Source organism: Streptomyces sp. NPDC088747 (genome assembly GCF_044751025.1).
Classification (GTDB): Bacteria; Actinomycetota; Actinomycetes; order Streptomycetales; family Streptomycetaceae; genus Streptomyces.
Map to the genome: position 1 here is coordinate 1 of NZ_JBIVKZ010000022.1, position 11,138 is coordinate 11,138.

The following is an 11,138-nucleotide window of genomic DNA, read 5'->3' on the forward strand; positions in this document are numbered from 1 at the left end:
CTTCGGCGGTGGTCGGGGGCGGGGCGGGTTTGCACACCCTCGGCGCCCCGGGGCGCCGGGCGGGGGGGGGGGCCCCCCGCCGCGCCCCCCGGCTGGGGGGGTGGGGGGCGCCCCCGGGCGCGCCCCCCCCCACTACCGCACCGGATCAGCGACGGTCCCTCCGAAGAGGCCGGTTCACAGCCAGCCCCGCTGCTTGAACTTGCCGTACAGGCCGACCTCCAACCCCACCATCAGCAGGATCACCGCCGGATACGCCCACACCCAGTGCAGCTCGGGCATGTGGTCGAAGTTCATGCCGTAGATGCCCGCGATCAGGGTGGGGACCGCGGCCATGGCCGCGAACGCGGAGATCTTCCGCATGTCGTCGTTCTGCCGCACGCTCATCTGCGCCAGGTGCGCCGAGAGGATGTCCGAGACGAGCCGGTCCAGACTCTCGACGGATTCGTTCACGCGCATCAGGTGGTCGTTGACGTCGCGGAAGAAGGGCTGTGCCCGCTCGTTCACGAAGGGCACGGCCGCCCCGTAGGGTCCCGTGCCCGCGAGCCTGGTCAGCGGGAGCGCCAGGGGGACGGTGGCCCTGCGGAACTCCAGGACCTGCCGCTTGAAGGTGTAGATCCGCGAGGCGGTCGTCCGCGAGCCGCCGAGATTCGGCGAGAAGACCTCCGTCTCCAGCTCCTCCAGGTCCGTCCCCAGTTCGGTCGCCACGTCCAGATAGTGGTCGACGACGGCGTCGGCGATCGCGTAGAGCACCGTCGTGGGCCCGTGCCGAAGCTGCTCGGGGTCGCTCTCCAGGAGACGCCGTACCGCCGCCAGGGGCGATCCCTCGCCGTGCCTGACGGTGACCACGAAGGAGTCGCCGATGAAGATCATGACCTCGCCGGTGGAGACCCGGTCGCTCTTCGGCTCGTACACGACCGGCTTGAGGACCACGAACAGTGAATCGTCGTACACCTCCAGCTTGGGACGCTGGTGCGCCTTCAGGGCGTCCTCGACGGCCAGCGGGTGCAGCCCGAACTCGTCGGTGACGAGATCGAACTCCCGTTCCGTCGGCTCGTGCAGCCCGATCCAGAGGAACGCGTCACCCTCGGCACGGGCTTCGGCCAGCGCGTCGGAGAGGTCGTCCGGCCCCTCGGTCCGGCGCCCGTCACGGTAGATGGCGAAGTCGACGATCACGGAGCGTATTCTCCCGTCGTGGTGGCCGGGGCGCACGCCGGGTACCGGGTGCCACCGCCCCGGCCGGGTCCCCGTGGCACCCGTTTACGCTGGGCCGCATGCCCACTCTGATCCTCGTACGGCACGGACGCTCCACCGCCAACACCTCCGGCCTGCTCGCCGGCTGGACGCCCGGCGTCGCCCTGGACGAGCGGGGCGCCCAGCAGGCCGCCGCACTGCCCGGACGGCTCGCGGCGCTGCCGATCTCCGAGGTCGTCGCAAGCCCCCTGCAACGCTGCCAGGAGACCGTTCAGCCGCTCCTGGACGCGCGGCCGGAACTCCGGGCGCACACCGAGGAGCGGATCGGGGAGGCCCACTACGGCGACTGGACCGGCCGCAAGCTCGCCGAACTCATGGACGAGCCGTTGATGGAGGTCGTCCAGACGCATCCGTCGGCGGTTGCTTTCCCGGGCGGGGAGTCGATGCGGTCCATGCAGACGAGGGCCGCGGAGGCGGTACGCGAGTGGAACGCGCGCGTGGAGCGCGATCACGGCGCCGACGCCGTGTACCTCATGTGCTCGCACGGCGACATCATCAAATCCCTTGTTGCGGAAGCACTCGGACTTCATCTTGACCTCTTCCAGCGGATCTCTGTCGAACCGTGTTCCATCACCGCGATCCGCTACACACGAATGCGACCCTTTCTCGTGCGCCTCGGGGACACCGGTGATTTCGCGTCCCTGGCGCCGCGCGAGGAACCCCCGAGCGGTGACGCCACGGTCGGGGGCGGTGCGGGCGCACCGTGATCGTCGGCCGCAGTAGGGTGAAGCGGTCGAAGCAGCGCAGTAGTTGTCATCCGTAGTGCATTCGTAGTTGTCAGCAGTCGATGCGGGCCGCGCCGTCAGCCGGTCCTCATGCCGAATCAATGGAGACAGGACGTGTCCCGTCAGGTGTTCCTCTACGACCCCCCGGACCGTTTCGTGGCCGGTACGGTCGGGTTGCCCGGGCGCCGTACCTTCTTCCTGCAGGCCACCTCGGGCCCCCGGGTGACCAGCGTGGCTCTGGAGAAGACGCAGGTGGCGGCGCTCGCCGAGCGGATGGACGAGCTCCTCGACGAGGTCGTACGGCGTACGGGGGGCAGCGCGCCCGTCCCGGCCGTGGCCCCCACCGAGGTGTCCGACACCGCTCCCCTCGACGCCCCCGTCGAGGAGGAGTTCCGGGTCGGCACCATGGCGCTGGCCTGGGACGGCGACGAGCAGCGCATGATCGTCGAGGCGCAGGCCCTCGTGGAGCTCGACGCGGACTCAGAGGAGGACCTCGCCGACGCCGAGGAGCGACTGCTCCAGGACGAGGAGAACGGCCCGCCGATGCTCCGGGTCCGCCTCACCGGCGCGCAGGCCCGTGCCTTCGCCAAGCGAGCCCTCGACGTCGTCAACGCGGGCCGGCCGCCCTGCCCGCTGTGCAGCCTCCCGCTCGACCCGGAAGGACACGTATGTCCGCGCCAGAACGGATACCGCCGCGGAGCGTGACCACGGCCGAGCTGCTCGCCAAGGGCGAGCTGAAGGTGCGCGGACGCATCCGCGAGGCCTCGAACGCGGTGCTCTACTGCTCCGTGTCCTACGAGGGCCGGGAAGCGTTCTGCGTCTACAAGCCCGTCGCCGGGGAGCAGCCCCTGTGGGACTTCCCGGACGGGAACCTGGCGCGCCGCGAGGTCGCCGCGTACGAGGTGTCCCAGGCGACGGGATGGGGGCTCGTGCCGACCACCGTGCTGCGCGACGGGCCGTACGGCGAGGGTATGTGCCAGCTCTGGATCGAGGCGGCGCCCGACGCGGAACTGCTGGCCCTGGTGGACGCCGAGGAGCCGGCGGAAGGCTGGAAGGCGATCGGGTTCGCCGAGGTCGAGGAGGGGAAGACGGCGCTGCTCGTGCACGCCGACGACGCGCGGCTGCGGAAACTCGCCGTCCTCGACGCCGTGATCAACAACGCGGACCGCAAGGGCGGCCATCTGCTGCCCGGCGGCGAGGGACGGCTGTACGGCATCGACCACGGCGTCACCTTCAACACCGAGAACAAACTGCGGACCCTGCTGTGGGGCTGGGCGGGGGAGTCGCTGACCGACGAGGCGCTCTCCGTACTGGCCGGCCTGCGGGACGCGCTGGCGCCCGGCGAGCCGCTCGCCACCCGGCTGGCCGAACTCGTCACGGCCGCCGAACTCGACGCCACGCGCGCGCGGGTCGAGGCGATGCTGGCGTCCGGGAAACATCCGGAACCGGGCGGGGAGTGGCCCGCGATTCCCTGGCCGCCGGTCTGACGGCACCCGGGGAGGCACACGACCCCGGTGACCCCGGCGCACATCGTCACGGGTCGCGCAAGAAGGCCTTCCCTGCCATCGGACCTGGTCCGGTTCGTATACGTAACTTCCGGCCGGTTACGCTCATGGCATGTATGCCTGGCCCGCTTCCGATGTCCCCGCCCTGCCTGGTGAGGGCCGCGACCTCCGGATCCACGACACCGCGACCGGGGGGCTCGTCCGTCTTGACCCCGGTCCCGTCGCCCGAATCTATGTGTGCGGCATCACGCCGTACGACGCGACCCATCTGGGACACGCGGCGACCTACAACGCGTTCGACCTCGTTCAGCGCGTGTGGCTCGACACCAAGCGGCAGGTTCACTACGTCCAGAACGTGACCGATGTCGACGATCCGTTGCTGGAGCGCGCGGAGCGGGACGGCGTCGACTGGGCGGCGCTGGCCGAGAAGGAGACCACTCTCTTCCGCGAGGACATGACCGCCCTGCGGATGCTGCCCCCGAAGCACTACATCGGCGCCGTCGAGGCGATACCGGGGATCGTTCCGCTCGTCGAGCGGCTGCGCGACGCCGGGGCGGCGTACGAGCTCGAAGGGGACGTCTACTTCTCCGTCGAGTCGGATCCGAACTTCGGCAAGGTCTCCAACCTGGACGCCGCCGCCATGCGCCTGCTGTCCGCCGAGCGCGGTGGCGACCCGGACCGTCCGGGCAAGAAGAACCCCCTCGACCCGATGCTCTGGATGGCAGCCCGTGAGGGTGAGCCCAGCTGGGACGGCGGCTCGCTCGGGCAGGGCCGTCCCGGATGGCACATCGAGTGTGTCGCCATCGCCCTCGACCACCTCGGAATGGGCTTCGACGTCCAGGGCGGCGGCTCCGACCTCGCTTTCCCGCACCACGAGATGGGCGCCTCGCACGCCCAGGTGCTGACCGGCGAGTTCCCCATGGCCAAGGCGTACGTCCACGCCGGCATGGTCGCGCTGCACGGCGAGAAGATGTCGAAGTCCAAGGGCAACCTCGTCTTCGTCTCCACGCTCCGGCGCGACGGGGTCGACCCGGCCGCCATCCGGCTCGCGCTGCTCGCGCACCACTACCGGGCCGACTGGGAGTGGACGGACTCGGTCCTCGAACAGGCCCTCGCGCGGCTGGAGGACTGGCGGGCCGCGGTCTCCCGCCCGGACGGGCCGTCCGCGGACGCCCTGGTCGAGGAGATCCGGGCCGCCCTCGCGGACGACCTGGACGCGCCGACCGCGCTCGCCGCGGTCGACCGCTGGGCCGCGCTCCAGCACGAGCGCGGCGGCACGGACGAGGGCGCCCCCGGCGTCGTGTCGCGCGCCGTGGACGCCCTCCTCGGAGTGGCCCTCTAGCAACGGACCGGCGCCGGGCGGGACTCGGGAACTGCTGAGGGGCGGTGCGCGTTGTGCGCACCGCCCCTCAGCCGTTCAGCTGTCGTCCTGGAGTCCTCGGCGGTCAGTCGTCCGAGGGGTCCGTGGGTCCCGTGGTACCCGAGGCATCCGTGGTACCCGAGGGCCCCGCGGAATCCGGAGAGTCCGTGGAACCCGGAGACTTCTTGGGCTTGTCGTCGGCGCTCTTGTCCGAGCCCTCATCGGCAGGCCCAGGCCCAGGCCCGGACTCCGCTTCCGGTTCCGCTTCCGGCAGTTGCGGCTTCCCCGGCCAGGGCCGGGGAGCGGGGCCGTCCCGGAGGAAGGAGGCGGCGTCGCCGCTCTCGGTCGCGTGGCCCCCGGGCTGGGTGGCCGGACCGCCGCCGTCCCGTCTGCGCAGATAGCGCTCGAACTCACGGGCGATCGCCTCGCCGGACGCCTCCGGCAGATCGGCGGTGTCCCGGGCCTCCTCCAACGACTGCACGTACTCGGCGACTTCGCTGTCCTCGGCGGCCAGCTGGTCGACGCCCAGCTGCCAGGCCCGCGCGTCCTCGGGCAGTTCGCCCAGCGGAATGCGCAGGTCGATCAGGTCCTCCAGACGGTTGAGGAGGGCCAGTGTCGCCTTCGGGTTCGGCGGCTGCGACACGTAGTGCGGTACGGCCGCCCACAGCGACACCGCCGGTACGCCCGCGTGCGTGCACGCCTCCTGGAGGATGCCGACGATGCCCGTGGGCCCTTCGTACTTGGTCTCCTCCAGGTCCATGGTGCGAGCGAGGTCCGCGTCGGACGTCACCCCGCTGACCGGCACCGGACGTGTGTGCGGGGTGTCACCGAGCAGGGCGCCCAGGATCACCACCAGTTCCACGCCGAGCTCGTGCGCGAAGCCGAGCAGTTCGTTGCAGAACGAGCGCCATCGCATCGACGGCTCGATACCCCGGACCAGCACCAGGTCACGCGGTTTCTCGCCGCCGACCCTGACGACCGACAGCCTGGTCGTCGGCCATGTGATCTTGCGTACACCGCCGTCCAGCCACACGGTGGGGCGGTTCACCTGGAAGTCGTAGTAGTCCTCGGCGTCCAGCGCCGCGAACACCTCGCCCTTCCATTCCTTGTCCAGATGCGCGACCGCGGTGGAGGCTGCGTCGCCGGCGTCGTTCCAGCCTTCGAACGCGGCCACCATGACCGGGTCGACCAGCTCGGGAACCCCCTCGAGCTCGATCACCCAGTGCCTCCTTCCGACGTGCCCTCACGTACGCCCCAACCTTACGGCGTGCGAAGGGGGCCTCCGCAGCCCCCTTGCACGGGGGAGTGAACGGATCACTGCCCCACCGGGGCACCGGAAACACGCGTGATCGTCACCGGGCGGCATCCTCGGGTCATCGGATGAGTCGCTCCGGGGGGCCGCCTGGATGACCGGGACTCCCTTCCGGCCGGGCCGGAGGGGCGGTTCACAGGGTCGAGCGCAGCCACTGTTCCACGCTCGCGATGTGCACCGTCGCCCACGACCGGGCCGCCTCCGCGTCGCGGTCGCGCAGGGCCGTGAGGATCGCGCGGTGCTCGCGCAGGGTGCGGCCGACCGCGTCCTCCTGGGTGAGGCCTCGCCAGACGCGGGCCCTGGTGGTGGGCCCGGAGAGGCCGTCGAGGAGGGAGCAGAGCACCGAGTTCCCGGAGCTGCGCACGATGCCGCGGTGGAACTCCAGGTCGCAGGCGACGAGTTCCTCCACCGAGGGTGTTTCGCCCAGTACGTCCAACTGGGCGGTCAGCGCGTCCAGTTGCTGTTCGCTGATGCGCGAGGCCGCCATCGCCGTGGCGGCCGGCTCCAGGATGCGGCGGACCGCGAGGAACTCGAGGACGGTGTCGTCGCGGTGGAAGTCGACGACGAAGCTCAGTGCCTCCAGCAGGAGTTGGGGATCCAGGCTGGTGACGTACGTGCCGTCGCCCTGCCGGACGTCCAGGATGCGGATGAGCGACAGGGCGCGCACCGCCTCGCGCAGGGAGTTGCGGGACAGCCCCAGTTCCGCGGCGAGTTCGCTCTCCTTGGGAAGCCGGTCGCCGGGGCGCAGCGAGCCGGAGACGATCATTCCCTTGATCTTCTCGATCGCCTCGTCGGTGACTGCCATGGCGGCCTCCCAGTCGTTCGCGATGCCTTCCGGGATGTCGCCAGGGCATCCGTTCAGAGATCCGATGTCTCGGCCCATTATGTGGGTCAGCGGGCTGAACAGGGGCCGGAATCCCCTGTCGGCTCAGGCGAGGGCCTCCAGGTCCGCCAGCGCGCCGGCCTCGTCCAGGGTGGTGAGCGCGCGGTCCCGCATCAGGATCCTGCCGTCGACGACCGTGTCCCGTACGTCCGCGCAGTGGGCGGCGTAGGCGAGCGTGGACCAGGGGTCGTGCAGGGGCCGCAGATGCGGCGCGGCGAGGTCGAGCACGATCAGGTCGGCGCGCTTGCCGGCCTCCAGCGAACCCAGGTGGTCGCCGAGGCCCAGCGCGCGGGCGCCCTCGATCGTGGCCATCCGCACGGCCTGTTCGGCACCGACCGCGGTGGGATCCCCGGCCGCCTTGTGGACGAGGGCCGCCTGCCGCACGGCACCCAGCATGTCCAGGGTGTTGGAGCTGACCGCGCCGTCCGTGCCGAGGCCGACGGTCACCCCGGCGCTGAGCAGCCGCGGAACCGGCGCGATCCCGCAGCCGAGCTTGAGGTTGGAGACCGGGCAGTGCGCGACCGACGTGCCGGTGCGGGCCAGGGCCGCGATCTCGGGGCCGGTCAGATCCACCGCGTGGGCGAGCAGCAGGTCGGGGCCGAGCAGTCCGAGCGAGTCGAGCAGCTCCACCGGGCGCCTGCCGTGGGCGACCTCGACGGTGGCGACCTCGGTGGCGTTCTCCGCCGCGTGGATGTGCAGCAGCGCGCCGAACTCCCTTGCCAGCGCTGCGATCTCGACGAGCTGGGCGGGCGAGAGCGTGTACGTCGAGTGCGCGAACAGGACCGGCCGGGCACCCGGCCGGGCCGTCACTCGGTCGGCCAGGTCGCGGCGTGCCCACTCCAGCCGGTCCTCGTACGCGATGCCGTCCGCGGGGCCGGGGACGTCCATGAAGGTCGGCCCGGTGTGCAGCCGCCAGCCCGCCTCACGCGCCGCCCGCTCGGCGGCCTCGTGGAACCAGTACATGTCGAGCGCGGAGGTCACCCCGGCCCGTACGCTCTCGGCGACCGCGACCCGGACGGCCGCCGCGACGTTCTTCGGCGACAGCAACTCCGCTTCCCAGCGCAGTACCCGCTCCAGGAATCCCTGGAGGGTGACGTCGTCGGCCCGGCCGCGCAGCAGCGTCATCGCCAGGTGGGTATGGGTGTTGACGAGTCCCGGCAGCACGAGGCAGCCGCTCGCGTCCAGGGTGTCCGTGGCCGCGTACCGCTCGCGGAGTTCCGCGGCGGGCCCGACCGCGAGGATCTCGCCGTCCCGGACGGCGACCGTGCCGGACCGTACGAAGGTCCCGGCCTGGTCGACGGTCAGTACGTCCCCGCCCTCGACCAGCAGGTCGGCCGGCTCGCTCATGCCGTCGGCTCCGCGTGCTCCTCGGCCAGCAGCCGCAATGCCTCCAGGGACACCACCGCGCCCCGCTCCACACCCTCCGCCACGACGTCGCGGTGCGGGTCGTAGCCGCCGGTGCTCTCCTCGTCGACCAGTTCGTCCGCGTTCGCGCCGTCGACGACGAGCACCCCGCCCGCCACGAGACCGCGCAGGGAGGCGGTGACCAGCAGCGCGGACAGCTCCATCTCGATCGCTGCGAGGCCCGCGTTGTCGTAGGCGTTGAGCGGGATCAGTCCGGGCTGGAACGCCGCCCGGGTCCACACGAGGCCACGGTGGTGCGGGGCGCCGGCCGCGCGGGCCGCGCGCTGGAGTGCGAGGACCGCCTCGGGGGCGGACACCGCCGGGTACTCCGGCGGCAGCAACTGCTGCGTCACACCGTCGTCCCGTACGGCCGCCTCCGCGATGACGAGGTCCCCGTCGCCGATACCGGGACGCATCGACCCGGCCGTGCCGAAGCGCAGGAAGGTCGTGACGCCCGCGTCGGCCAGCTCCTGGAAGAGCAGGATCGCGCCGGGCGCGCCCACCCCGTGCGAGGCGACGGTGACCGGCAGACCCTTCCAACTCCCGCTGAACACACGGTACTCGCGGTGGTACGACACTTCCTCGGCGGCGTCGAGCAGTGCGGCGACGGCCGCCGCGCGGGCCGGGTCGCCGACGACGAGGGCGTACGGCGCGAGGCCTGTGCGCGGTATGCGGGTGACGGGCAGCAGGTCCTGGGTCATGTGGCGGCTCCGGCGGGTTCGGTGGGGCGGGTACGGCGACGGCGGTGGGCCGTCGTGAGGAAGAGGGCGCCGAGCGTGACGACGTACGGCGCGGCGTCGGTCGCCTGCTGCGGCAGACCGAGGCCCTGGAGACGGAAGCCCGCGGCCTCCGCGAGGCCGAAGAGCAGCGCGGCGAGCAGCACACCGAGGGGCAGCGCGCGGCCGAGCATCACCGCGACGACGGCGATCCAGCCGCGCCCCGCCGTCATGTTTTCGGAGAACAACGTGACGTTGCCGAGCGCGAGTTGGGCCCCGGCCAGGCCGCACAGCACGCCGGAGACGAGCACGGCCGCGTACCGGTACCTCGCCGGGCTCACCCCGAGAGTGGCCGCCGCCTCGGGTGCCTCGCCGACCCCGCGCAGCCTGAGTCCCCACACGTGCCGGGACAGCATCAGCGCGGCGACACCGACCGAGGCCCACGCCAGGTAGGCGAGCGGCGAGAAGCCACCGACCAGTGGCAGCCCGGCGAGTGACGGATCGTCAAAAGTGCCCTGTACGCCGAAGACCGTACGCAGCAGGAAGCTGGTCAGACCCACGGCGAGGAGGTTCATGGCGATGCCCAGCACCACCGCGTCGCCGCGCAGGGTCACCGTGCCGACGGCGAGGATCAGCGAGTACGCGGCGGCGGCGAGCGCGGCGGCGAGGACGCCGAGCCAGGGGCTGCCGGTGAACCAGCTGGTGGTGACGGCGGTGAAGCAGCCCATCAGCATCATGCCTTCGAGGCCGATGTTGAAGACACCCGCGCGTTCGCAGACGGCGCCGCCCAGCGCCGCCAGCAGGATCGGGGTGAGTGCCCGCAGCGCGGACATGAGGAGATCGGAGTCGAAGAACATCACACGGCCTCCTTCCGCCGGAACCGGCGCAGCCACTTGTCCGGGAAGGTCAGCCGGGCGGCCAGGAACACGATGACGATGGCCTGGAGCACCTGCGTGAGTTCGCGCGGCACCTCGGTCGTGCGTTCCATGGAGAGCCCGCCGACCTCAAGTACGGCGAAGAAGAACGAGGCCAGGACCGTGCCCAGCGGGCCCGCCGCCGCGAGCAGCGCGGCCGTCAGGCCCGTCCAGGTGTATCCGGGGGCGGTGAGCGCGCCGTCGAGGAAGCGGTACGGGAAGCTCAACACCCCGATGGCGCCCACGAGTCCGGCGAGCGAGCCCGACACGGCCATCAGCCGGAGCGTCAGACCCTTGCGCTCGACGCCCGCGTACGCGGCGAAGCGGGAGTTGAGGCCGGTCATCCGGATCTCGTACCCCACCGCCGTACGGGAGTCCGCGAACCAGTACGCCGCCGCGGCGGCCACGATCAGCAGCAGGCCGACCGTCACGGTGGTGTCGCCGAAGGCGGGCAGGGCCACGCCGTCCGGGAGTTGACGGGTCTGGGGAAGGCTGGAGCCGGGTTCCTTGAGCGGATAGCGCACCAGGTAGGAGGCGAGCGAGGACGCCGGGTAGCTGAGCAGCAGGCTGCTCACCAGGAGCGGTACGCCGAGGTGGTTCTCGCAGAGCGCGGCCAGGGCCGCGTACCCGGCGCCCGCCGCCATGCCGGCGAGCAGCGCGAGGACGACGGTGAGCGGGGCGGGCAGCGGCGAGTAGAGGCCGGTGACCGCCGCCGCGATGCCGCCGAGCACCAACTGCCCGTCGCCGCCCAGGTTGATGAGCCCGGCGCGCAGCGGGATCGCCAGCGCGAGGGCCATGCCGAGCACGCTGGTGGTGGTGCTCAGCGTCGAGCCGATGCCGTCGGCGCCGAGGGAGCCGCTGATGACGGCGCCGTAGGCGGTGACCGGATCGGCGCCGGTGCCCACCAGGAAGAGCGCGCCGATGACGACTCCGGCGAGGACGGAGAAGGTGACGGGGGAGCGGAGGGCACCGGCGACGCGGGAAAGCCCGGTTCTCCGGGAGGCCTCCGCGGTCCGGGCCTCCGCGGTCCGGGCCTTCTCGGGTCCCTCTGTTTCGGTCTGGGCCATG

The 11,138-nt window shown here is 71.8% G+C and carries 11 protein-coding genes; 4 read left to right on the forward strand and 7 right to left on the reverse strand.

The window, feature by feature from the left end; translation table 11 throughout:
* Positions 1–174: 174 nt before the first annotated feature.
* Positions 175–1,173, reverse strand: a complete 999-nt coding sequence (gene corA / locus ACIP79_RS36835; protein WP_401230865.1) for a magnesium/cobalt transporter CorA — start codon at positions 1,171–1,173, stop codon at positions 175–177.
* Positions 1,174–1,271: 98 nt separating this feature from the next.
* Between corA and ACIP79_RS36840 the strand changes: the two genes are divergently transcribed.
* From ACIP79_RS36840 to mshC, 4 genes are all read left to right on the forward strand, one after another.
* A complete protein-coding gene (locus ACIP79_RS36840; RefSeq protein ID WP_401230868.1) occupies positions 1,272–1,958 on the forward strand; it encodes a histidine phosphatase family protein in 687 nt (228 codons plus the stop codon).
* A 132-nt stretch (positions 1,959–2,090) separates the two neighbouring features.
* The gene (locus ACIP79_RS36845; protein ID WP_383683071.1) at positions 2,091–2,681 is read left to right on the forward strand and encodes a DUF3090 domain-containing protein; all 591 of its coding nucleotides are present in this window, start codon (positions 2,091–2,093) and stop codon (positions 2,679–2,681) included.
* Complete coding sequence (locus tag ACIP79_RS36850; RefSeq protein ID WP_401230871.1) at positions 2,645–3,463, forward strand: SCO1664 family protein; 819 nt, start codon at positions 2,645–2,647, stop codon at positions 3,461–3,463. Before ACIP79_RS36845 ends, ACIP79_RS36850 begins: the two co-directional genes overlap by 37 nt.
* Positions 3,464–3,593: 130 nt before the next feature.
* Positions 3,594–4,823, forward strand: coding sequence for a cysteine--1-D-myo-inosityl 2-amino-2-deoxy-alpha-D-glucopyranoside ligase (gene mshC / locus ACIP79_RS36855; protein ID WP_383683066.1), 1,230 nt, complete (start codon positions 3,594–3,596; stop codon positions 4,821–4,823).
* Positions 4,824–4,926: 103 nt separating this feature from the next.
* On the opposite strand, the gene ACIP79_RS36860 is transcribed toward mshC, so the two are convergent.
* From ACIP79_RS36860 to ACIP79_RS36885, 6 genes are all read right to left on the reverse strand, one after another.
* Positions 4,927–6,060, reverse strand: a complete 1,134-nt coding sequence (locus tag ACIP79_RS36860) for a PAC2 family protein (protein WP_401230876.1) — start codon at positions 6,058–6,060, stop codon at positions 4,927–4,929.
* Positions 6,061–6,286: 226 nt separating this feature from the next.
* Positions 6,287–6,958 (reverse strand): FadR/GntR family transcriptional regulator, encoded by a 672-nt coding sequence (locus ACIP79_RS36865; RefSeq protein WP_401230878.1) that lies wholly within the window; start codon positions 6,956–6,958, stop codon positions 6,287–6,289.
* 123 nt (positions 6,959–7,081) lie between these two features.
* A complete protein-coding gene (locus tag ACIP79_RS36870) occupies positions 7,082–8,383 on the reverse strand; it encodes an amidohydrolase (RefSeq protein WP_401230881.1) in 1,302 nt (433 codons plus the stop codon).
* Complete coding sequence (locus ACIP79_RS36875) at positions 8,380–9,141, reverse strand: purine-nucleoside phosphorylase (protein WP_401230883.1); 762 nt, start codon at positions 9,139–9,141, stop codon at positions 8,380–8,382. Before ACIP79_RS36875 ends, ACIP79_RS36870 begins: the two co-directional genes overlap by 4 nt.
* Complete coding sequence (locus tag ACIP79_RS36880) at positions 9,138–10,013, reverse strand: ABC transporter permease (protein WP_401230886.1); 876 nt, start codon at positions 10,011–10,013, stop codon at positions 9,138–9,140. Before ACIP79_RS36880 ends, ACIP79_RS36875 begins: the two co-directional genes overlap by 4 nt.
* Positions 10,013–11,137 carry an ABC transporter permease gene (locus ACIP79_RS36885; RefSeq protein WP_401230889.1) on the reverse strand — a complete coding sequence of 375 codons (1,125 nt, stop codon included), beginning with the start codon at positions 11,135–11,137 and terminating at the stop codon, positions 10,013–10,015. The genes ACIP79_RS36880 and ACIP79_RS36885 overlap by 1 nt, the downstream gene beginning before the upstream one ends.
* Between the last annotated feature and the right edge of the window lies 1 nt (position 11,138).

Bases quoted from the DNA above. Each gene is read 5' to 3' on its own strand.
- ACIP79_RS36840 (WP_401230868.1), top strand. From the start codon at position 1,272: ATGCCCACTCTGATCCTCGTACGGCACGGACGCTCCACCGCCAACACC.
- ACIP79_RS36850 (WP_401230871.1), top strand. From the start codon at position 2,645: ATGTCCGCGCCAGAACGGATACCGCCGCGGAGCGTGACCACGGCCGAG.
- mshC (WP_383683066.1), top strand. From the start codon at position 3,594: ATGTATGCCTGGCCCGCTTCCGATGTCCCCGCCCTGCCTGGTGAGGGC.
- ACIP79_RS36865 (WP_401230878.1), bottom strand. From the start codon at position 6,958: ATGGCAGTCACCGACGAGGCGATCGAGAAGATCAAGGGAATGATCGTC.
- ACIP79_RS36870 (WP_401230881.1), bottom strand. From the start codon at position 8,383: ATGAGCGAGCCGGCCGACCTGCTGGTCGAGGGCGGGGACGTACTGACC.
- ACIP79_RS36875 (WP_401230883.1), bottom strand. From the start codon at position 9,141: ATGACCCAGGACCTGCTGCCCGTCACCCGCATACCGCGCACAGGCCTC.
- ACIP79_RS36880 (WP_401230886.1), bottom strand. From the start codon at position 10,013: ATGTTCTTCGACTCCGATCTCCTCATGTCCGCGCTGCGGGCACTCACC.
- ACIP79_RS36885 (WP_401230889.1), bottom strand. From the start codon at position 11,137: ATGGCCCAGACCGAAACAGAGGGACCCGAGAAGGCCCGGACCGCGGAG.